At 42.8% G+C, this 22,212-nt stretch carries 26 protein-coding genes; 22 read left to right on the top strand and 4 right to left on the bottom strand.

What is annotated here, in order from left to right; translation table 11 throughout:
- Positions 1 to 29: 29 nt before the first annotated feature.
- From ACXAH2_RS03005 to purU, 4 genes are all read left to right on the top strand, one after another.
- Entirely contained in the window at positions 30 to 314 is a 285-nt protein-coding gene (locus tag ACXAH2_RS03005; protein ID WP_113874870.1) for a sarcosine oxidase subunit delta, read from the top strand.
- Positions 315 to 326: 12 nt separating this feature from the next.
- A complete protein-coding gene (locus tag ACXAH2_RS03000; RefSeq protein WP_475076577.1) occupies positions 327 to 3,344 on the top strand; it encodes a sarcosine oxidase subunit alpha in 3,018 nt (1,005 codons plus the stop codon).
- Positions 3,337 to 4,002: a sarcosine oxidase subunit gamma gene (locus ACXAH2_RS02995; RefSeq protein WP_475076575.1), complete on the top strand. Its 666-nt coding sequence runs from the start codon at positions 3,337 to 3,339 to the stop codon at positions 4,000 to 4,002. The genes ACXAH2_RS03000 and ACXAH2_RS02995 overlap by 8 nt, the downstream gene beginning before the upstream one ends.
- A 114-nt stretch (positions 4,003 to 4,116) precedes the next feature.
- Entirely contained in the window at positions 4,117 to 4,983 is an 867-nt protein-coding gene (gene purU / locus ACXAH2_RS02990; RefSeq protein WP_475076573.1) for a formyltetrahydrofolate deformylase, read from the top strand.
- An 83-nt stretch (positions 4,984 to 5,066) separates the two neighbouring features.
- Here the strand turns inward: purU and ACXAH2_RS02985 are convergent, their stop codons facing one another.
- Entirely contained in the window at positions 5,067 to 5,687 is a 621-nt protein-coding gene (locus ACXAH2_RS02985) for a phosphoadenosine phosphosulfate reductase domain-containing protein (RefSeq protein ID WP_475076571.1), read from the bottom strand.
- A gap of 236 nt (positions 5,688 to 5,923) precedes the next feature.
- Here ACXAH2_RS02985 and dld point away from each other — a divergent pair, with 236 nt between their 5' ends.
- The 17 genes from dld (at position 5,924) to ACXAH2_RS02900 (ending at position 18,085) form a co-directional block, all read left to right on the top strand.
- A complete protein-coding gene (gene dld, locus ACXAH2_RS02980) occupies positions 5,924 to 7,669 on the top strand; it encodes a D-lactate dehydrogenase (protein WP_475076570.1) in 1,746 nt (581 codons plus the stop codon).
- 870 nt (positions 7,670 to 8,539) lie between these two features.
- Positions 8,540 to 8,845 (top strand): hypothetical protein, encoded by a 306-nt coding sequence (locus ACXAH2_RS02975; RefSeq protein WP_475076568.1) that lies wholly within the window; start codon positions 8,540 to 8,542, stop codon positions 8,843 to 8,845.
- On the top strand, positions 8,845 to 9,132 hold the full coding sequence (locus ACXAH2_RS02970) for a hypothetical protein (protein ID WP_475076566.1): 288 nt from the start codon (positions 8,845 to 8,847) through the stop codon (positions 9,130 to 9,132). Before ACXAH2_RS02975 ends, ACXAH2_RS02970 begins: the two co-directional genes overlap by 1 nt.
- 128 nt (positions 9,133 to 9,260) lie before the next feature.
- Entirely contained in the window at positions 9,261 to 9,569 is a 309-nt protein-coding gene (locus ACXAH2_RS02965; protein ID WP_475076564.1) for a hypothetical protein, read from the top strand.
- Positions 9,570 to 9,652: 83 nt separating this feature from the next.
- A complete protein-coding gene (locus tag ACXAH2_RS02960) occupies positions 9,653 to 10,153 on the top strand; it encodes a hypothetical protein (RefSeq protein ID WP_475076562.1) in 501 nt (166 codons plus the stop codon).
- Between the two features lie 408 nt (positions 10,154 to 10,561).
- Entirely contained in the window at positions 10,562 to 11,224 is a 663-nt protein-coding gene (locus tag ACXAH2_RS02955; protein WP_475076560.1) for a hypothetical protein, read from the top strand.
- Positions 11,225 to 11,251: 27 nt separating this feature from the next.
- Complete coding sequence (locus ACXAH2_RS02950) at positions 11,252 to 11,602, top strand: hypothetical protein (protein ID WP_475076557.1); 351 nt, start codon at positions 11,252 to 11,254, stop codon at positions 11,600 to 11,602.
- A gap of 190 nt (positions 11,603 to 11,792) precedes the next feature.
- Positions 11,793 to 12,275 (top strand): 2-thiouracil desulfurase family protein, encoded by a 483-nt coding sequence (locus tag ACXAH2_RS02945; RefSeq protein ID WP_475076555.1) that lies wholly within the window; start codon positions 11,793 to 11,795, stop codon positions 12,273 to 12,275.
- A gap of 103 nt (positions 12,276 to 12,378) precedes the next feature.
- Positions 12,379 to 12,687 carry a transposase gene (locus tag ACXAH2_RS02940; RefSeq protein WP_475076553.1) on the top strand — a complete coding sequence of 103 codons (309 nt, stop codon included), beginning with the start codon at positions 12,379 to 12,381 and terminating at the stop codon, positions 12,685 to 12,687.
- Positions 12,684 to 13,544, top strand: coding sequence for an IS3 family transposase (locus ACXAH2_RS02935; protein ID WP_475076552.1), 861 nt, complete (start codon positions 12,684 to 12,686; stop codon positions 13,542 to 13,544). The genes ACXAH2_RS02940 and ACXAH2_RS02935 overlap by 4 nt, the downstream gene beginning before the upstream one ends.
- Before the next feature lie 236 nt (positions 13,545 to 13,780).
- On the top strand, positions 13,781 to 14,413 hold the full coding sequence (locus ACXAH2_RS02930) for a LysE family translocator (protein ID WP_475076550.1): 633 nt from the start codon (positions 13,781 to 13,783) through the stop codon (positions 14,411 to 14,413).
- A 95-nt stretch (positions 14,414 to 14,508) separates the two neighbouring features.
- On the top strand, positions 14,509 to 14,847 hold the full coding sequence (locus tag ACXAH2_RS02925) for a hypothetical protein (RefSeq protein WP_475076549.1): 339 nt from the start codon (positions 14,509 to 14,511) through the stop codon (positions 14,845 to 14,847).
- Positions 14,848 to 14,978: 131 nt separating this feature from the next.
- Positions 14,979 to 15,383 (top strand): hypothetical protein, encoded by a 405-nt coding sequence (locus ACXAH2_RS02920; protein WP_475076548.1) that lies wholly within the window; start codon positions 14,979 to 14,981, stop codon positions 15,381 to 15,383.
- On the top strand, positions 15,376 to 15,849 hold the full coding sequence (locus ACXAH2_RS02915) for a hypothetical protein (RefSeq protein WP_475076546.1): 474 nt from the start codon (positions 15,376 to 15,378) through the stop codon (positions 15,847 to 15,849). The genes ACXAH2_RS02920 and ACXAH2_RS02915 overlap by 8 nt, the downstream gene beginning before the upstream one ends.
- Positions 15,850 to 16,145: 296 nt before the next feature.
- Positions 16,146 to 16,418, top strand: coding sequence for a hypothetical protein (locus ACXAH2_RS02910; protein ID WP_475076545.1), 273 nt, complete (start codon positions 16,146 to 16,148; stop codon positions 16,416 to 16,418).
- 479 nt (positions 16,419 to 16,897) lie between these two features.
- Complete coding sequence (locus tag ACXAH2_RS02905) at positions 16,898 to 17,503, top strand: class I SAM-dependent methyltransferase (protein ID WP_475076543.1); 606 nt, start codon at positions 16,898 to 16,900, stop codon at positions 17,501 to 17,503.
- A gap of 183 nt (positions 17,504 to 17,686) precedes the next feature.
- On the top strand, positions 17,687 to 18,085 hold the full coding sequence (locus ACXAH2_RS02900) for an aegerolysin family protein (protein WP_475076542.1): 399 nt from the start codon (positions 17,687 to 17,689) through the stop codon (positions 18,083 to 18,085).
- A 186-nt stretch (positions 18,086 to 18,271) separates the two neighbouring features.
- Here the strand turns inward: ACXAH2_RS02900 and ACXAH2_RS02895 are convergent, their stop codons facing one another.
- From ACXAH2_RS02895 to ACXAH2_RS02885, 3 genes are all read right to left on the bottom strand, one after another.
- A complete protein-coding gene (locus tag ACXAH2_RS02895; protein ID WP_475076540.1) occupies positions 18,272 to 18,553 on the bottom strand; it encodes a type II toxin-antitoxin system RelE/ParE family toxin in 282 nt (93 codons plus the stop codon).
- Positions 18,550 to 18,834: a type II toxin-antitoxin system TacA family antitoxin gene (locus ACXAH2_RS02890; RefSeq protein WP_475076538.1), complete on the bottom strand. Its 285-nt coding sequence runs from the start codon at positions 18,832 to 18,834 to the stop codon at positions 18,550 to 18,552. The genes ACXAH2_RS02895 and ACXAH2_RS02890 overlap by 4 nt, the downstream gene beginning before the upstream one ends.
- A gap of 358 nt (positions 18,835 to 19,192) precedes the next feature.
- On the bottom strand, positions 19,193 to 20,056 hold the full coding sequence (locus ACXAH2_RS02885; protein WP_475076536.1) for a DMT family transporter: 864 nt from the start codon (positions 20,054 to 20,056) through the stop codon (positions 19,193 to 19,195).
- A 192-nt stretch (positions 20,057 to 20,248) separates the two neighbouring features.
- Here ACXAH2_RS02885 and ACXAH2_RS02880 point away from each other — a divergent pair, with 192 nt between their 5' ends.
- Positions 20,249 to 21,730 carry a carboxypeptidase M32 gene (locus tag ACXAH2_RS02880; protein ID WP_475076534.1) on the top strand — a complete coding sequence of 494 codons (1,482 nt, stop codon included), beginning with the start codon at positions 20,249 to 20,251 and terminating at the stop codon, positions 21,728 to 21,730.
- Positions 21,731 to 22,212: the final 482 nt, after the last annotated feature.

Genomic DNA, 22,212 nt, shown 5'->3' with positions numbered 1-22,212 from the left:
GGGCTAAAACAGAGTTTGGAGAATAGAGTATGTTCCATATTTTTTGCCCACATTGTGGTGAATATCGTGAAGAAGAAGAGTTTCACGCCAAAGGCGAAGCACACATTGCTCGTCCATTAGACCCAGATGCTTGCAGCGATGAAGAGTGGGGGGAGTTTTTGTATTTTCGTAAAAACCCGCGTGGCATTCATCATGAGCTTTGGGTGCATGCTGCAGGTTGCCGCAAATTTTTCAATATCACGCGCAACACGCAAACCTATGAAATTTTAGAAGTGTACAAGCTTGGCGAAACGCCATCGGTTGTGGCTGAGTAAAGGAGCCTGGTGATGTCTCAGAAAAATCGTCTTCAAGATGGCGGCCGCATTGATCGCAGCAAACCATTAACCTTCACGTTTAATGGTGAATCTTACCAAGGTTACGCTGGCGATAGCTTGGCGTCTGCCTTGATAGCCAATGGCGTTGACGTCATTGGTCGCAGTTTTAAATACAGTCGTCCGCGTGGTTTTGTTGCCGCTGGTGCCGAAGAGCCTAACGCTGTGGTACAGCTAGGGGCGACCGAAGCCACGCAAATTCCTAACGTGCGCGCCACCCAACAATCCCTTTACCAAGGTTTGGTGGCAGCTTCAACCAATGGTTGGCCTAGTGTTGAGACTGACTTCATGGGGTTAGTGGGCAAAATTGGTGGAAAAATGATGCCGCCAGGGTTTTACTACAAAACCTTCATGTTCCCGCAATCCATGTGGCCAACCTACGAATCCTATATTCGTAAAGCGGCGGGCTTAGGGCGTGCCTCGAAAGAAAAAGACGTCGATATTTACGACAAAATGAACCAGCACACAGATGTGTTGGTGGTGGGCGCTGGCCCTGCGGGTTTGATGACGGCATTAAGTGCGGCTCGTGGCGGCGCTCGCGTCATTATTGCTGATGAGCAAAGTGAATTTGGCGGTAGCTTGTTGAGCAGCAAAGAAACCATTGATGGCAAACCAGCAATGGAATGGGTCGCTGAAGTGGTTGCGGAGTTGAGTCAGTTTGACGATGTGCTCATGTTGCCCAACTCGCAAGTAAACGGATATCACGATCACAACTTCCTAACCATTCAACAACATTGTACCGATCAATTTGCTGATCGCGCGCCAAATGGTGCAGTGGCGCAGCGTTTGCACAGAGTGCGCGCTAAATGGGTGGTGTTAGCCACTGGCGCTCACGAGCGTCCTTTGGTATTTGGCAATAACGATGTACCAGGTTGTATGCAAGCCAGTGCGGTATCGACCTACATCAATCGATTTGGTGTGGTGCCGGGCAAGGAATTGGTACTCATGACAGCAAACGATGGCGCATACCAAACTGCCATAGATTGGCACGATGCTGGTCGTCATGTGGTTGCTATTGTGGATGCCCGTAAAAATCCACAAGGCAGCTTGATCGATGCCGCCCGTGAACGCGGCATCAGCATCATGGTTGGCTCAGGCGTGATTGAAGTACAAGGTTCCAAGCGCGTGACAGGCGTGTCCGTTGCGCCGCTGAGTGAGTCGGGTGATGAGGTTAACGGTGCCGTTGCCAAACTCAAAGCCGATACCGTTGCCAGTTCTGGTGGCTGGAGTCCGGTCATTCACCTGTCCTGCCATACGGGTGCGCGCCCAGTGTGGGATGAAGAAGTAATTGGCTTTTTGCCTGGCGCAACGGTACAGAAACAGTTAACAGCGGGTGCAATTAATGGCGCTTTTACCACTCAAGCGGCGTTATCGCAAGGTGTACAAGCGGCGGCAGATGCCTTAGCGCATTTAGGCCTAGAAGTGGCAGAGACTAAGCTGCCAACAACGCAAGAGATAGTACAAGGCAAAGCCATGGCCTTGTTCCATATTCCACACAATAAGCCAACGTCCAAAGCGCCTAAACAGTTTGTTGATTATCAAAACGACGTCACAGCAGCCGGTATTGAATTGGCCTGTCGCGAAGGGTTTGAATCCATCGAACATGTGAAACGTTACACCGCCATGGGCTTTGGTACAGATCAAGGTAAGTTAGGTAACATTAACGGTATGGCGATTGCCGCCAAAGCTTTGCAAAAAAGCATTCCAGAAACCGGCACGACGATATTTCGTCCAAACTATACACCAGTCACTTTTGGTGCCATTGCGGGTCGTGATTGCGGTGAATTGTTTGATCCGAAACGCTTCACAGCAATGCACGCGTGGCATGTGGAACAGGGCGCTAAGTTTGAGGATGTGGGTCAATGGAAACGTCCTTGGTACTTCCCAAAAGGCAATGAAACCATGCAGCAGGCGTTGAATCGCGAGTGTCTGGCAACGCGCGAGTCCGTGGGCATTTTGGATGCCTCGACGCTGGGTAAAATTGATATTCAAGGCAAAGACGCCCGTGAATTCCTTGGTCGTGTGTACACCAATGCGTGGGCAAAACTGGCAGTCGGTAAATGCCGTTATGGTTTGATGTGTGGTGAAGACGGCATGGTGTTTGACGATGGGGTCACCTCTTGTTTAGGGGAAAACCACTTCCTTATGACCACCACCACAGGTGGCGCAGCGCATGTTTTGGAATGGTTGGAGTTGTATCACCAAACCGAATGGCCAGAAATGGAAGTTTACTTCACTTCGGTAACCGATCATTGGTCCACCATGACCATCTCAGGTCCAAACAGCCGTAAGTTGCTGGAAAAACTAACGGAAGACGATGTCTCCAAAGACAACTTTGCTTACATGGACTGGAAGCAAATGACGGTGGCTGGTGTGCCTGCTCGTGTGTTCCGTATTTCTTTCACTGGCGAGCTATCCTTCGAGATTAACGTACAAGCCAACTATGGTATGCACGTTTGGAAAGCCCTTTTTGAAGCGGGTGAAGAATTTAATCTAACGCCATATGGCACAGAAACCATGCATATATTGCGTGCTGAAAAAGGCTTTATCATTGCCGGCCAAGACACGGATGGTTCGGTACATCCATTTGATTTGGGCATGCCGTGGGCGGTGGCCATGAAGAAACCTTTCAGCTTCATTGGTAAGCGCGGTATGCAGCGTGAAGATTGTGTTCGTGCTGATCGTAAACAGCTGGTGGGTTTAAAAACCGTCGATCCAACTGTGGTGCTGCCTGAAGGAGCGCAAGGGGTGTTTGATCCTAACGCGCCAATTCCAATGCCAATGGTGGGTCATGTAACGTCCAGTTACTGGAGTGCTTGTCTGGATCGCTCCATCGCCATGGGCTTTGTTAAAGGCGGCCACGATAAAATTGGTGAAAAAGTCTTTTACCCATTGGCAGATGGCCGAGTGATCGAAGCCGAGATTTGCCAACCCATATTCTTAGATCCAAAAGGGGAGCGCCAGCATGTCTGAGATGAATCAGGAAACACAAGAGCAAGCGCCTATCAAATTGGTGATGAACCAACTACCAGAAGCGGAAGTGCCATTTGAAAGCCCTTTGCATCATGTGGAATTAGCCAAAATTGCAGAGCATGGCGACACCCAAGGAGGTGTGCTGTTTCGTGAATTGTCCTTGGGCTTGTTGACCTTACGGTGTTCACCGAATGATGAGCAAGCGGCCAGCATTGAAGCAATACTGGGCCTTGCTTTACCCAGCAAACCACTCACATCCGTCTCTTCAGCGTCAGGGGAATTGACCGTGATGTGGATTTCCCCGGATGAGTGGTTATTGCAAGTAGCACAAGACAAAGCCTTTGAGCTGGAAACACGCTTTTTTGCCGAAGTCGGTGGGCATTATTCTCTAGTCAATGTGAGTGGTGGCAATACGGTATTTGAACTGTCTGGCGAAGACGTCGTAAAGGTACTGAAAAAGTCCACACCAATTGATTTTCACGACAGTGAGTTCCCCATTGGCAAAGTGGTTTCCAGTGTCTTTGCGAAAAGTGGCGCAACCATTTGTCGTACCGCTGAACAAAGTTATCAGTTAGTAGTAAGACGCAGCTTTGCCGACTACCTTTGGTTGTGGCTGCAAGATGCCAGCAAAGAGTACGGTTTAACCGTCACTTGTTAAGGCTTTTTTATACCACCCTTCATCCCTTCAAGACACCCAAAGGTGTAGTGATGGGCTTTTCGGACTGCCCTCTGAAAAGCCCATTGCTTTACCCCAATTAAAAGAGACTTTTTCATGAAAACAAAAGTAGCGCCTTGGATTTTTACGGCAAGCTGTCCGAGTATTTTGGGTACGGTGGATGTGGTGACTCGTTATATGGCGGAAGCCGGCAACTACATTGACGAAATACATTCTTTTGATGACAGAGAGTCGGGGCGTTTCTTTATTCGTATTGAATTTTTGCCGCAAAATGAGCATTTTAGTGAACAATCTTTTGCAGAAGCATTTGCGGAACGTGCGGCTGAATTCAACATGGAATGGACGTTAACGGCACCTGATCATAAGCCGAAAGTGGCCATTATGGTGTCAAAGTACGACCATTGTTTGAATGACTTGCTGTATCGTTTTCGTACCGGTCAATTGAACATAGAGGTAACTGTGATCATTTCCAATCACCCAGATTTGGAAGACTTGGCCAAATGGCATGGCATTCCTTATTACCACTTGCCAATCACCCATGAAACCAAGTTGGAACAAGAAGCCAAAGTGCGTGAATTGGTTGAACAGTATAAAACGGAATTGGTGGTATTAGCACGTTACATGCAGGTTTTATCACCCAGTATGTGTGAATATTTGGATGGCCGCGCGATCAATATTCACCATTCCCTGTTGCCTGGTTTCAAAGGTGCGCGTCCTTATCATCAAGCCTGGGAGAAGGGCGTGAAAATGGTGGGTGCCACGGCGCACTATGTGAACAATGACTTGGACGAAGGGCCGATCATTTCCCAAGGCATCCAAACCGTTAACCATGCCCATTATCCAGAGGATCTCGTTGCCAAAGGTCAAGACATTGAAAGAGTGACCTTATTCCATGCGGTGAAATGCCATGTGGAGAAACGCGTCTTCTTGAACGACAAACGCACAGTGGTATTAGGCGGATAAGTCTCAGTTTATTTGGCTAGATAACGACATAACCAAAAAGGGAAGCATCAAACTTCCCTTTTTTATTGGCTTTTGAAATAGACTTACAGCTTAGTGTGCAAGCCACATTCACGTCCGGCTTGTGCTTTGGTCGGGTCGAAGTAGTGATCAGGTGTCGGTAAGTCATGCTCGGCAAGATAAGCCACCATGTCCGCTTCTTTCCAATGCAACACAGGAGCAACCTTAATCACCCCATTCGGGCCCATTTCCACCACTTTCATGTCCTTGCGAAATTCGGTTTGCTCGCTGCGAACTGCGGTCAGCCAGATATCTGGAGCTTGTTCTGCCATGGCACGACGAAATGGCTCCAATTTGAATTGTTCGGTGAATTCAACGTGAGCCTCGTCATCAACGCTTGGAATACCGCCCAAAGCGGCGTCACGACGCGCGGCACTGACTTTTGGTGTGTACACTTCCAAGTTAAGGTTTAGCTTGCTTATGATGTCTTCGGCGACCTTGTAAGTGTCACGCACGTTGTAGCCAGAATCGATCCAGATAACCGGAATGTCGGCTTTCACTTGCGTCGCCATATGTAAAATCACCGCCTCGTGAGGGCCAAAGTTGGTGGTCACAATGGGCTTTTGTGCGTTTTTCAGTGCCCATTCAATAATGGCTTGTGGCGTAGCGCCTTCGAGTTCGGCATTGGCTTTGTCTAAATCAATCACAATTCTGCTCCTAAAATGAATGCATGCATACTAAAAGTTTGTATGGGCAAACACAAACCACAAAAGGCCTAAAGGGCAAAAATCCCAAGACGGAATTGGCATAAGAAAATTCGAATAGCTTTTAAAAAAGATCTAAGGATGCGTCAGATCAATAAATTCTTGTTAGCAGTTTTTATAGCGAAACGACTTGGGTATACTAATCGACCTCATTCAAATTGTTGCGAAGTACAAAAAAGATGACAAAAACCAGTTCCAGCTTAGATCTGGCCGCAGAATTGAAGGCCATTGTAGGAAGTCAATATACCTTAACGGATGAAGACAAAAAGCAGCCTTATTGCCAAGGTATTCGATTGGGCAGTGGTAAAGCGTACGCTGTGGTTCGCCCTGGCTCACTGGTGGAAATCTGGAAAGTACTGCAAGCTTGTGTTAAAGCTGATGTGATCGTCATCATGCAAGCAGCGAACACTGGCTTGACGGGTGGTTCAACCCCAAGCGGTAACGACTATGACCGTCCAATTGTCATCATCAGTACCATGCGCATCGACGACATTCAGTTAATCGATCAAGGCAAGCAAATCATCGGCTTCGCAGGCAGTACCTTATTCGGTCTAGAAGACACCCTGAAACCTTATGGCCGCGAGCCGCATTCGGTGATTGGTTCATCTTGTATTGGTGCCTCCATCGTCGGCGGTATTTGTAACAACTCAGGTGGCGCCTTAGTACAACGTGGCCCAGCCTACACAGAATTGTCACTTTACGCACAAGTTACCGAAGACGGCGAATTGCAACTGGTGAACAACCTAGGCATCGACTTGGGTTCTGAGCCAGAAGAAATTTTGACTAACTTAGAACACAAAAAATATCAGGAAAAAGATGTTCATTTCCCTGATAAACGTGCTTCTGACAACGAATATCATGAGCGTATTCGTGACGTAGACGCCGACACGCCATCCCGTTTTAATAATGACAAACGCCGCCTTTACGAAGCGTCAGGTTGTGCGGGTAAATTGGCGGTATTCGCGGTTCGTATCGATACCTTCCCGATTCCAGAAAAGCATCGAGTGTTCTACATCGGCACCAATGATCCTGCTGTGATGGAGCAAATGCGTCGTGACATGTTATCGACCTTTGATAACTTACCTGTGTCTGGTGAATACTTGCATAGCAGCAGTTACGACATCAGTAAAAAATACGGCAAAGACAGCTACTTGGTGATCGACAAGTTAGGTACCAAGTACATTCCAAAAATGTTTGCCATCAAACGTACCGTGGATCGTTGGGCGGGGAAATTCAAATTCCTACCGAACAAATTTTCCGATCGCATTATGCAATACATGAGTCAGCTTTGGCCCAACCATTTGCCTAAGCGCATGGAAGATTTCCGCGAAAAATACGAACACCATTGGATAGTTGAGACCGCCAATGCGGGTGTAGACGAAGCGCAAGCTTATTTGCAAGAGTTCTTCAAAAACAACCAAGGCGATTACTTCGAATGTACCGAGCGTGAAGCGGATCAAGCGATCTTACACCGTTTCGTAACCGGTGGCGCGTTAACCCGTTACCACATCATGAATGGTAAAGAGCTCGGTTCCATCATGACCATTGACGTGGCCTTCCCACGTAATGAGCAAGATTGGTTTGAAGTATTACCGCCAGAAATTGACGATAAAATCGCCGTGAAAATGTACTACGGTCATTTCTTCTGTCACGTAATGCACCAAAACTACATCATGAAAAAAGGCGTTGATGGCAAAGCGGTGAAACAGCAAATCTTGTCCAGTTACGATGCCCGTGGCGCTGAATACCCAGCCGAGCACAACGTGGGTCACGAATACATTGCCAAACAACCTTTGCGTGATTTCTACAAGCAAAATGACCCAACCAACAGCTTTAACCCAGGCATAGGCGGCACCAGCAAGTTTAAACACTGGAAAGAAGCGAGCGGCGAAAGCAGCGATTGTGGTTGTGGACACGGTCACTAATTCATAGCCAGAATTTTTTTGGGCTCCTGCCATTTGCTCTGCCCGAGGGGGCTTTTGTTTCCTCAGGTTGGCTTTGGTCGGGAGCATTTTCTTGTATTTTCTTGCCCGATATTCAGTTAGTTTCCTTTGAATGACTTTGGTTGGGGAGCTTTTTTCCGCTCTGCTGAGCGGGTTACTTTTGTCTAGCGCCACAAAAGTAACCAAAAAGTCGCTTTAATCCTTTCGCACATTCAGGAACGTGTCGAGCATTTTTTGCTGACAGGCTCGTTGCCTCTTTTTACGTTTAAAAGCGTTTCACACCTGATGAACTCTCATGTTCCCTCCCCTTATGTCTTTCAAGGGGAGGGCTAGGGTGGGGTTAGTCAAGCAACCTCACATCAACTCAGAGTAAACCACCAAATGTAGGTCTTATAAGCGCAGTGCAATCAGACACTTGCGAACTTCAAACCATGGAATGAATCCAAGTTAAAAAAATGTAATTCTTATTGGAAAAACTCAAAACGCTGTTCTATGATGAAGCTCAAGTAAGGGATGTACGAATGAATTAATAAGGTATTTTCCTGCCTGATTACATTTCACATCCCATTAAATAAAGCACATTTCGATTTCTGTTCGAGCAAAGAGTGACAACAAGATAGGTAAGGCCGTGACTTTGAAATTCTGGGACTAACATCGTTTCGTTGAAAACGCCAAAATGATTAGAACCAAGTCAGCGCCATTTTGAGTTAGTAATGCATCAGGGATAAAAGCTAAAAAGGCTTTACTAAAAATCCGAATAGATGGCTACAAAACTACTCTTGTTAAAGCTTGATTTTGCTTGAAAAAATCGGGGTGTCCATAGATGTTAGGCAAGATGCAGAGAGTTAAGCAATGGCTACAGAATTACCAGTATATTCGATAGTGGCAATGGCTACGGTTGCGGCATCTCTGATTGCTGCAACGATCGCACTTGTCAATTTAACCTTAACTAAAGAGTTAAAAACTTCAGAATTTAGGCAGGCATGGATCAATTCACTTCGAGACGACCTTTCCGTTTTCTTTGCTTGTGCCAGAGCGTTTGCAAGAGCAACTGAAGAACACCACCATTTTGGTGAAGCCAAGGAAAGACAAAATGCCTTCGAAATTTCAAAAGAAAAAATAAGTAATATCAGGTTTCAGAGGTTTATTCTAGGGTAATGCTTCGCCTCAACCCAGAGGATACTGAACACGAAGAGTTATTGCGTCTAATGGCTGTTGCCATTTCTAAACAAAACGATGCTCTCGCTAATAAGTCTGATAGCGTAGAAACCATTAATGCTATTCAAATAGCTACAGATTTTTCGCGGCCTCTAATTAAAAAAGAGTGGAACCGCGTAAAAATAGGTGAGCCCGCATATAGATACGCAAGAAATGGTGCTATATGTGGTATTGTATTCCTTATTATTGTGGTCATCTGTTTTGTTGTATTTGGGTCATTTAAGTAAAATGCCTAACAAAAAAGCTGCACGCTGACACATACTGCTACGCTTGTTTTTGTGTCTGTCACTGCGCTCCATTTTTACACAAAAACGCTCTCCGCAGCATTTACAGGTGAGCTTGGCGTTAGGTGAATATGAGCTCATCACTAATTGACAGGATTTTGCCGATTTACCATGGTGCTCCTAAAAAGCGCCATGATCTACTCTGCGCAGATCTTTTAAATAACTCAGAACTTAGTGATGTAAGTGCCGAAGCTATTGATTCGTGTGTTCAGGAAATAGAAGAGCTAATTTCTAAATCCGTGAGTCATGCCAAAGATGAGCTTTATGGACAAATTACCAAGCAGGAAGCAATGCAAAAAATAAAAGCTCTCTCTCCACCTATTGGGGATCTGAGCCTAGAAATAATAATGGAACGAGCAAATTACTATGCCTGCAGGTAAATCATCTAACAAGCGCATTAAAAATCGCCCTACGGGCTGGACGGCGCTGACGCTTCGCCTTTTATACGGGCGTTAGGCATTGTATGAAAATCATCGCATTAATATTAATACTTGCTGTTTACCCTTTTGTTATCTACGCAGATAGTAGAAATACCATTCATGGGACTGCACGTGATGATCATATTATTGGTAGCCCTGACAGTGATGAAATTCTTGGTGGCGCGGGAAACGATATATTACGAGGTGGTGGAGGGAATGATTTCCTCTATGGTGGCACCGGAGCTGATATTTTTGTAGTTAAACTAGATGATTCTTCTTCTTTTGATACCGTGATGGATTTTAGTTCAACTGAAGGTGACGAAGTTTTATTTGACTTTACGGGCGATCAAGACAAAAGAAAAAAATACAAAATACCCAAGAAATTGACCATACATAATGTAACCTTAGACTATAAAGGTAACTTAAACATTAAGTTAACCAACAATAAAACACAATCGGTTCTCAATATTAAACAAGCTGACCTAAATATTGAGATTGAAGATAAAGTAAGCTCGGTACATATTAGGTTTAAAAAGAAATTTTAAAAGATAATTATAAATTGCCTAAGAATAATTAGCAAGAATAAGAATAATTAGGGTCAGAGGAATAATTAGGGTCAGAGTAAAATTAAATATTATTCTACTCTGGCCCCTTTAAATTTGAAGTGCCAGTGATTGGCTCGCTTTGCCTAAAAAATAATCACAGTATTGCGCGTTTGCGCTGGTAGAAAAATAAAAAGTCTTTTAGTATCAATGGATAAGAATATCCGTAGCAAAAATAACGCGCTGTGGATAAATGTGTAAACGCGCATGCTCGTTTTTCCAGATTTGGATTTTTTTGATATCTTGATAAAAACCTTTTTTGTCAGTAATTTATAAAGATATTGGCGAAATTTTTGAATTGTCTAAACGCGCATGCGCATTATTAAAATGTTATGTTTCAAAGGAGATACAATGATAACTCTAAATCCTTTTGATATAGAAAAGAACATAAAGAAAAATGCAAAGAATGCCTTTTTTAGGATTGAAAGCATTTACATAGGCGAAGAGTTAAAAATAGAACGACATATTTATTTCACCACAATGGGTAACGTATGTAGAAAAGTTGGTAAGGAATATTTTTCACCGCTGATTACTGAGAAAGAAGCCGTTGAACTTCAAGGGATTTTATCACATATTGCAAAATCAAATTTTTATTTTTGGTGGACAACGATTATTGCATCAACCTTTATTACTCTAATGCCACTGTATTATGAAAAAATACCATTACCAATAATTTTAACAACAATGCTTATAATTAATGGCTACCTAATGTTTAAAGCATTCAATGAGACTGTAAGTTTCACGAAGAAGTCCAAAGAATGGGGTAACATGTTATGGTCGCGTGATTGTAACATCATTGTTCCTGCTGCTTGCAGAAAAAGAGCGTTAATAAAAAGTCTCAAATCATTTGCTGGTCCAGTAAGTTCATCAATTCTTAGCGAAGCAGTAAGCATGAGTGGAAATGACACAATCAAGTTAACGTATGGTGGATTAGAATTAGGCTCAGAAGTCATCAAGTTAAGCAAAAAGCATAACAAATCAATCCAGCCGACCGCCAAGGCGACGGCTGATTGAGGCATTATGCGAAAGAAGTAGTCAGCAATGTATAAGTTTGAAGAGATAATAGGCGCAGAATTGGAAGCAATCACTGAAAGTGAGGCTGCGTATGTAGATGCTGATGAAAGTGGTGAGGTTCTAAACATCAAAGGCATTTCGCTAGTTTTCGATCGTGGCTGGTTTGTAGTAGAAAATCCTCATACCGTTTTTGGTGTGACAAACCTGAGTGAAATTATCGGCTCTAAGGTTGTCGATGCTTTTTCAAACGAAGATGAAATTCGCCTACAATTTAGCAATGGTTCTGCTATATCGGTTTCCTTAAAAGATGAAGATTTTGTTGGGCCAGAGGCGGCAAGCTATTCACCAAAGCAAGGTGAAATAATTGTATTCAACTAAATCGCATAACAAGGCCAAGCACCGTCGCGCACTGCGTGCGCTGGACCTCGCCACGCTCGGCCGGTGTTGGCGGCGTTAGCTGTCTCTTGATATTTGCAGAAACTTTACAGCTTCAATGTGCCGCGGTCTTTCACCTTAACGATGTAAATGTTTAAATCCCAGTGGTTTTCTAAGGTCGAAGGTGTTGGTTATGGGTAAAGTGTTAGTTAGTTCATGCTTGCTTGGGTGCAAAGTTCGTTATGATGGTAATGATCTAAAACCTGAATCTCTTGAGTTTCAGAAGTTTGTTGAAGAAAACGAAATCATCTCTTTCTGTCCTGAAGTCGCTGGTGGTTTGCCTATTCCTAGAGTACCTGCCGAAATCTGTGGAGGTGATGGTTGTAATGTCATCGAAGGGTCTTCAAAGATTAAGGGTAAAGATGGCTCAGATGTAACAAATGAGTTTCTCAAGGGAGCAAATCTAGCGTTGGACATTTGTCAGAAAGAAAATATCTCAACGGCTATTTTAACTGACGGAAGTCCTTCTTGTGGTAGTTCCCAGGTATACAATGGAAAGTTTGAAGGAACAAAAATTGTAGGTTCGGGTGTCACCACGGCACTACTTCGTCAAAATGGTATAAGTGTCTTCAGCCAACATGAAGTTGCTATGGCTAAAAATGGCCAAAGTAAGTAGTTCGCAAAACAGCTAACAAAGGAATTATTAGGGTCAGAGTGAACCTGCTACAGTTTAACGGACATTTTTAATCAGGGACAATAAGTCCTTTAGGAGTGTTCTTATGACAACAAAACGTAAACCTTATAATACCTATACCAAAGAGTTTAAGTTGGAAGCGATTCGCTTAATGGAAACCTCTGATAAACCAGCTGCGGATGTCGCTAGAGAACTTGGGCTAAGGCGAAACCAACTTTATAAGTGGAAAGAGCAATTAGAAAAAACAGGTGATGTGGCTTCTGCCAACCGTGGTAGACCAAAGAAAGGCCAAGAAAGTGATGTCGCTCGGTTAGAAGCACAAGTGCACCGCCTCCAAGAAGAGAACGACATTCTAAAAAAGGCCGCGGTGTTCTTTGCCAAGGAACTGGGTTGAAATACCAGTTTATTCGTCGTCACTCTAAAGAACACCCAGTGGCGCGGCTATGTAAAGTATTACAAGTGTCATCTAGTGGTTACTATGACTGGCTTGGTCGCCCAGAGAGCCACAGAACCAAGGAAAATAGGCATCTTACACAACGTATTCGATACCATCATGCTCAATCTCGCCGTATTTATGGTTCACCGAAGATACATAGAGAGCTGATTGCGGAAGGAAATACATGTAGTCGAACACGTGTTGCTCGTTTGATGCAAAGAGCCGATATACAGTCTAAATTACGACATAAATTCGTGGTTACTACAGAATCAAAATCGACTACACAACCGGCAAAAGATCACCTCAAGCGGTGCTTCAAAACAACAATGCCTAATGTTGCATGGGTATCGGATACCAGTTTTATAGCGACAAGAGAGGGTTGGTTATATTTAGCCGTGATGATAGACCTCTTCTCTCGCAATGTGATTGGCTGGTCGATGAGTGAGAAGAACGATACAGATTTAGTAGAAAGCGCTTTAACAATGGCTTTATGGCGACGAGGAAATGCCTCAAATGCAATAGTACACTCAGATCAAGGAAAAACTTATGCATCAAACCGTTATCGAAAGAAGCTACTCGATAATAATCTTCGCATAAGTATGAGTCGTAAAGGTGAGTGTTGGGATAACGCTGTTGCTGAAAGCTTTTTTGGTAGCCTAAAAAATGAATTAGTTCATGAGATGGACTATCGAACCAGAAAGGAAGCTAGACAAAGTATCTTTGAATACATTGAAGTATTTTATAACCGAAAGCGGCGTCATGCATTTTTAGATTATGTAGCGCCAGTTGATTATGAGGCTCAGTATGCCTCTTAATTATTTTATCCGTTTTATTGTGGCAACCTCAGAGTAATATTAAATATAATTTAACTCTGACCCTAATTGTTAAAAAGGCTCAAACACACACCGCATAAAACATAAAAACAGGGAAGTCACATCATGAAAAAAACAAATTCCCTATATAGATGCGGCAGTTCAACAGACGGTTATAGCTGCATCTTTGCAGCACTATAACCATTAATTGCTATATTTACTTTCGAGAGGGTTATCTATTGAATTTTGAAACTTGGTTATTATTTTTTGCAGCATACTTGGTAATTACGTTATCACCCGGGCCAAATGTCTTATTGGTGATAAAAAATGCTGTTAAATATGGATATAAAGCAGCATGTGTCACTATCCTGATGAATCTATTTTGTCAGTTGATAACTGTTACTTTGGTTGCATTTGGCGCAGGAGCGTTATTAGTTAAGTCTCCAATTTTATTTTTTGTATTAAAGCTTATTGGGGGCGCCTATTTGATCTATCTTGGTATTACAGGTCTTCTTAATAAACCAAGAAGTATACATGTTAGCGAAGAGAAACCTGCTCTGAGACTTTCTTATAATAAATTATGCACAGAAGCTTTCTTGGTATCTGCTAGCAATCCCAAAACAGTAATTTTTCTTTCTGCATTTTTACCGCAATTTATATCAATGGAAAAAACGATCAGCTTGCAATTTACAACTATGTTTTTAACTATTTGTGTGATTGTTATGGTTTTACACCTAGCATATTCGTATATTTCAAAAAATATAAATAAGAAATGGTCTGGTTTAAAAACAAAGTCAATATTTTCTAAAATAACAAACAGTGCATTTATAGCGTTTGGTTGTGGCGTGTTATTTAGTAGTCGCACAACGTAAATTGCAACTACACTGAATAATTAGGGTAAGAGTAAAATTAAATATAATTTAACTCTGCCCCCAATTGTTTATTTTCTTTAGGCTCTCAGTAAATTATGAGTAATGAACTTGTTTCGGGAATAACACTAAGTCAAATTATTGAGCGCAAGTTGTCATTTCTTCTAAATAACGAAATATGCCCTTGGGATGGTGATAACTATGACTTGGGTGAAAGAGATGCATTAAAACAGATGTTATCTGATTCAGTGTTGATGTCGGAAAACGAGTTTGAAGAGAAATATTTGGCAGAAATAAATAGGCTAAAAAAGCGTATTGAAGGTAAAGGGTTTTCTGAGAAGAATAACGACGATTACTATGAGTCATTTAGCAACACTTTAGTCTCTATTCTCACCCTCATAAACCCAGTTAATCTTTATGACTTGGAAAATGAATAGAAAAATATAACAAGCGCATCAAAAATGACGTCAAACGCTTGGCTGGCGCTCATTCTTCGCTAATTTTAGCCAAGCATTATCCACATTTTATGCGGGCGTTAGCTTTGCGAGCCAGGTAGAGTATAGGGAATATGAGAAGAATCAAAAAACAAAGGCCAGCTAGGCGTACAAAAAATCTAGATGTTGAACGAGTGCTTGTGATTGAATTCACAAGGTTTTACAGACGGCACAAAACAACTTTGTCTCACGAAGACTTTGTTGTGTTGAGGAGCCTATTCAATATTACTGCAATGCAGCGATTTGTTGATGGTGATATTGAAACATTGGCATTTCATGAAAAGGTTGCAAGAAAAAGCTTCCACAAAAGAAGGCTGGCATTTCTTGCGAAGAAGTTTGCATCGCAATTATACAAAAGAGAAATAACAAATCTCAGTGATAATCGCGGTGAATTAGAGCGCCTCCATATGCAAATGAAAGCACAAGGCTGTGATATATATCCTTGCCTAAGAGACGATGAGGAGAGTATTAGTGAGTGAGGCAAAGTTGAAGGCGACAGACTATGTGACAGAATCATTAAAGCTGGTGGTTGGTATTTCGATGCCCCTTGTTGGTGGACTTGTTGCTTATGGGATTAATGCAGGAACCGGTAGTTATGGCCTATCCTTTTATCTAAGCACGATATTTCTTCTTGGCTCCAGCATTCTTGCGATCATCAACATAAACTCTCTTATTAATAAGATTCATGATGGGAGATTGGACGCAATAAAAGATACCCCTGTTAGGGTCATTAATGCTCTCACTCTAGGAGCTTTTCTTGTTGGGGTTGGTTGTGGTCTTCTCTATGTATGGAATAACCCCATGAGCACAAGCGCAACACATCAAAATTCTGATGTCATTTTAATTGAAAATAACAAAATACAATTCCCAAAAAATACAACAGCCAAAGTAAAAATAGAAAAAGACAGCAGTGGCAATATCGAGAAAATATTAGTCAATCAATAACTTGTTTATCAAGCTAACAAGTGACTGCTAGGGACTTGGTAAAGCTTGGCTTGAAAGGCAGCCAAACTTCACCACGCTCCAAAGTCGAGCGTTAGCTGTCTACATTACTATGAATAAAGTTACGGAATATTTTGAAAAATTCAGGGAGGCATCGAGGCACTTAAGGAACGTTTACTACGCACCTACTGACTCGTGTAATGCTGTGTAATGTATCAATTTTGGTTTTCAAGTGAAAATAAAAACCGTAATCACATTCGGTGATTATGACATTTGAACTATTAACTTGGAGTATCAAGATGCAAAAATCACCTAGAACTGGAGATCAGTTATCAACAGTAGAAGGCAGCTGGCACACAGTGACAGTAAATGCGACTGGCCCGATTGAAAATGATGGGGCTTACGTTTACATCGAAGGAGATGGTATTTCTGGTTGGGCTTATGTCCCACCTTTGATTGCTCTTTCAGTAAATCAGACAGCTTTAGCTTGTATTTCAGATGGGAAAAAAGCGTTTATTGAAACCTCAAACTCAAACCCTCCTGTAATACAGAGATTTCACATTCTTTCTTAATTTTGATCTAGGCGTTATCATTTTAAATGGTGGCGACTAAGTTTTAAAAGCTAACGAGTCGTGCCAGTCGGACAGTTTGTTATGTGGCTTTTTGAATAATTAGGGTCACCCATAAGTCAGCCAGTAATAATTAGGGCCAGAGTAAAATTAAATATTATTCTACTCTGGCTCCTTTTAATTTAAAGTGTCAACTTTTGGCTCGCTTCGCCTAAAAAATAATCACGCTATTGCGCGTTTGTGCTGGTAGAAAAATAAAAAGTCTTTTAGTATCAATGGATAAGAATTTCTCCAGCAGAAATAACGCGCTGTGGATAAATATGTCAACGCGCATGCTCGTTTTTCCAGATTTGGATTTTGTGAATATCTTTATAAAAGCATTATTTTTCAGTTGCTTATAAAGATATTGGTAATGTCTTTGAGTTGTCTAAACGCGCATACGCATTATTAAAAATGTTAAGCATCATTCACAAGGAGAGAGAATGAATAATCAGCCAGGAATGTCTATTGATCGTTTCAAAGAAGAATATGAAGGTCAGCCGGCATGGGACGTAGGAGAGCCACAAAAATATTTCGTTGAGTCTTTTACTAAAACCGTACCTCAATCACCAGTTCTAGATGTGGGCTGCGGAACCGGTGACTTATCCAAGTTTGTTGCAAGTTTAGGTTGCGAGGTAATAGGTGTGGATTTCGCACCAAAAGCAATCGAAATAGCAAAACAAAAATATTCAGCGCTGTCTGCTAGTCTCGAATTTAAAGTTCATGATGCCTTCGAGCTAGATAGCCTTGAATATAATTTTGGGACGATACTGGACTGTTGCTTTTTTCATGTGCTGGATGATCAGGCTAGAACCAAGTACGCTGCAATATTACACGACATTTTAGAGCCTGGTGGTAAAATATATATGTTGAACCTTGCGGTAGCATTGCCAATACCAAATGCTCCACGCGGCGTAACTCAGAAAGACATTTCTTCCACGTTTAAAGAAGGCTGGTCGGTACTCGATATCGGCTCTATGAATGTAGATCTCACCTTCTTGCCTGAGGGCCTTCCCGGAACATTCGCCTGCATAGAGAAAAATGCTTAACAAAGCCAGCCAGAGGGACCAAAAAACCGCCGCTTCGCTCTGGTTTTCGGCCCCTGCTGGCGGCGTTATATTTTTTATGAGCCTTGATGCATTTCATTTGATGGTCTACCTTAAATTTGCTTATCTCAAGTTGGCTACGAGAACAGATAAGTAGACTTATCATTCATGAAAAGGATATATAATATGGCTTATGCACAATGGATTAGTATTATAATTGAACCTAAAAATTATGACGTCACTATCAAAAATGTTCATAGTGATTGGGGCAAATTTTATCAAGGAAGTAAGGACAACGAAATCTCTCCAGAAGATCTTGATGGTCGAGTCGTAAAAGCTGGTGAAAAATTCACGATATCTTCATGTGGCCGTTCGGATGCGTCTTCTGGAACTGAAGGTTCTTTTGATATGTATCGAGATGACACGCACGTAGGTAACTATTACTGGGATTGTCCGTGGGGAAGTAAGAAAAACACATCGACTTGGACTACTGATAACTCTAATTTTATAACTCAAGTGACAGGTGGAAATCTAGACAGTGGTGCGATCGGTAACGTAAGTATAGTTTCTGTATATATAGGCTGATTAGCTGTTCATTTCTAGCATTTGAAGGCTCGATATGTGTCGAGTCTTCTTTATTTCAGGGTATAAATATAACAAAGCGTTTAAGAGGGATTCATGCCGCGTGGCATTTTTGGTATGCGGTGATTTTTGTGGTGGAAATGGTCTTCGGAAAGCTGGTTTATGCGGCAATCACTCCTTAACGCGGCGTTAGTTGCCTACAGGAAATTTTTGCTTTTGGTGTAAAACTCGAAGAATGTGAATAATGTCGTCTTTTATGAAATATGAAACAATCATTGAAACCTCTGGAAGTATTAACAATCTTCCCGGTATACCCTCTCTTTCTACTCCCATAAGAGGTTGCTGGTTCAAGTTTTCAACTTTCTTCTCTATTATTGCATCAGTTTTTTCTGCTGCTAATGGGTTAAATTCGTATAAAAATTCGAAAATAGCCTCACGATCATCCAACGAACTTTTTTCCCATAAGATCATTTTTTGGCTTTATTCCTAATTTTCATTTTTCGAGCTTCCATTTCCAAGTTCGCTTTTTCATGACTGATGAACTTGCTTTGCCCACTCTCTAATTTACTGAACGCGGCATTAATCTCTTCAGTAAGCCACTGATCATGAGTAATTATTTTTCGTTGCTGTTCAGCGAGTTCTTCCGTAAGCTCTCTACAAGCGTCACTTAAAGTGCGTCCTTGGCTTTCGGCCATTGTCTGAGCTAGCCGTTTAGTTTCTTCATCTACTCTAAACTGAATACGGGTATCCATGGTAAACTCCTTATGAAATGTACACACAGATGTTAGCACGCCTATTTAATTTGCGGCAACTAACAAACGCATTAACTAAGTCGCTGGTGGTCCTCAATAATTAGGGGCAGAGTAAAATTAAATATAATTTAACTCTGCCCCTAATTGTTTCAAAATGCCGTATCCGCTGGCGACAGTTCGTGATTTTGTCTATGACCATACGTCTTTATTAAGTAAGCAACTAAATAAAGACTATCTTGGTTCTCAAGAGTCGATGTGTTTGTCTATGAAAGACCTGCACTTAGCTCGTTAATTTGTGTGCCTAACTTGAGTGCCTAATTTTAGAACCTAGAAAAGGGCTTTGATATTACAAAGCCCTTTAGTTATGGCTTCCTTGGCGAATAATATAAACACCGCTGACGATGATAATCGCCGCACCTACTAAGGTTAAAAAGGCAATTGATTCTCCCCAGAAAACCCACCCTAGCAATGTGGCCCAAATTAACGATGTATATTCCAATGGTGCGATGGTGGCAGCAGGGCCTATGCGGAAGGCCTGTGTGATCAAGGTTATACCGGTAATACCAAACAAGGTAGTCCCTAAAAACAGGGGGATATCCTCGATTCGAACATGAACCCAGACAAAAGGGACAATCATTGCGCATAGCACAGCGCTGATCGCGGTAAGATAAAACAATTGGGTCCAGACGCTTTCCCGCTTATCGATTAGCCGCGCACCTAGCATCATCATGGCATATAGCAACGCGGTAGCGATGGGAAGCAGTGTAAACACATCAAAGCCGCCTACGCCTGGGCGTACGATCACTAGCATTCCAATAAAGCCTGTAAAAATGGCGAGCCATTTATTTCGGCTGATATGTTCCCCTAAAAAAGTGACGGAGATTATTGCGATAAACAATGGCGCAACAAAGATCAGAGCATAGGCTAAAGATAAATCAATATGTTTGACACTGGTAAAGAACAGAATGTTCACAGCAATCCAGAGTGCGCTTCGAAGAATATGAACTTTTGGGCGGTATGAGTAAAACGCCGCTTTTCCTCCCGTAAAAAAGACGAGCAATGTCGCAAAGGGCAGCGCAATACAGATTCGGATAAACAATATTTGCAGGGCAGGGTATTGCGTCATGAGAACCTTAGCAAACGCATCACTAACCGTTAAAAACGCGACGCCAAGAGCCATCATGATAATCGCGTTATTTGTATTGTCTTTGCTGCTTAACATACTTATCCAAGGAGGAAATGAAGAGCGAGAGCTCGAAGTCTATTCGAGGATAACAAGTTAATCACCAAAAGAAAGTGCAACTTGTGTTCAAACGAGTGCGCGCGGCTGTTCTATGCAAAATTCCTGTAATAAGATGAGTGGAACGGAACGCCCCCGCATCTAATTGAATTAATATTGAAAGAGCGCAGGAATATGTCTTACTACGATAAACTCACTTCTCATTGTCAAACCATACATCATTTTGAACATGCGCAATCTATTCTCGGCTGGGATGCCGCTGCGAATATGCCAGCTGGAGGCAGTGATGCCCGCGGCGAGGCGATGGCGGAACTGTCTGTTCATATTCATCGACTATCAACTGAACCTCAACTCGCAGAGTGGTTTGAAGGGGCAGAACAAGAAACACTGACTCCAGATCAACAAGCGAGTCTTCGCGAGATGAAACGCAACTGGCAAGATGCAACCCTTGTTCCTGAAGATTTAGTGCAAGCTCAATCGATCGCAGGGTCTAAATGTGAACATGCGTGGCGCGCACAGCGTCAAGATAACGACTGGGCGGGGTTCGAAAAAAACTGGAAAGAAGTCGTTAAGCTATCGCGTGAAGAAGCCAAAATTCGCAGTGAAGCGCTTGGGCTAACACCCTATGATGCGATGCTGGATAAGTTCGAACCGGGCACCAGCAGCGCACAACTGGACGAGCTGTTTACCGACGTGAAAAGCTGGCTACCCGAGTTAATTGAACGTGCCCTAGATAAGCAAGCGAAAGAGTCCATCATCATGCCATCTGGCTCTTACCCAGCAGAGAAGCAAAAGGCGTTGGGGCTTGAGGTCATGAAATTGCTCAAGTTCGATTTTGATCATGGCCGTTTAGACCAAAGCGTTCACCCATTCTGTGGTGGCGTGCCGACGGATGTACGAATCACTACACGCTACGACGAGAAAGACTTCGTTCAAGCGCTGATGGGGATTGTCCACGAAACAGGGCATGCGCGTTATGAACAAGGTTTACCAAAAGCTTACTCGGGCTTACCGGTTGGCGAGGCGCGCTCCATGGGCATCCATGAATCTCAATCGCTTTTCTTCGAGATGCAAGTAGGGCGCAGCCAAGCCTTTATCGAGCATTTGTCGCGTTTATCGAAACAGGCCTTCCAAGCACAACAAGACCCAGTGTTTGCCGAAGACAACCTCTACAAACTCTATACCCGAGTTGAAAAAGGCTTTATCCGTGTGGACGCAGACGAACTCACTTACCTAGCGCACGTTATTTTGCGCTACGAAATCGAACGTGACCTGATTAACGGTGTGATCAACTACCAAGACGTGCCCGAACTGTGGGACGCGAAAATGCAAGCCTCATTGGGACTGACCACCAAAGACAACTTCAAAAACGGTTGTATGCAGGATATCCACTGGACCGATGGTGCCTTTGGTTACTTCCCAAGCTACACCTTAGGCGCCATGTACGCCGCCCAATACAAAGCCAAGATGACACAAACAGTCGACATAGATGCCGCCATTCGTAGCGGTGATCTAAGTCCCATCTTCCAATGGCTCGGCGATAATATTTGGTCTCAGGCATCGCTGCACAGCACGGATGAACTGGTCAAACGCGCGACCGGTGAAGTGCTGAATGCTGCGCATTTTAGAAAGCATCTAGAAGAGCGGTATTTGTAGCATTTTTTGGGCTCCTCTTATTCGATACGGTAGGGGAGCTTTATTCCGCTCTTTAATTCTGGGAAAGGCTAGGCGGGTAACTTCTTTTTTGAATTTAAGAGTAACGTCACAAAACTTTCATTTCGAATTTAAGCAATAATTTTTTGAATCCTTTCGCACATTCCATTACTGCATTAGAAAGCGTGTCGAGGGTTTTTTCATTAAGCGAATTATCTCTTTTTACGTTAAAAGTGTTTCACATTTGACGAACTTTCATGTTCCTTTCCATTAGCTTTAAAAAGAGCGTCTTCAAGTGGAAGGGATGGGGTTAGTCAAGCAGACTCAAATGAATTTTGCGTTAATCTAAGCAAATATCATTCGCTTAGTTCAAACACTCTTTTATGATGGAATGAAGGTACGGGATGTACTGATAAATTGATAAGGAAATTTCCTGCCTAGTTTAGCTTCATATCCCAAAGTATAAATACATCACACTCTTATTC

This window comes from Marinomonas sp. ABL3_031, from assembly GCF_056161265.1.
The sequence above is the reverse complement of the archived record's forward strand: the minus strand, read 5'-3'. Positions and strand labels throughout refer to the sequence as shown.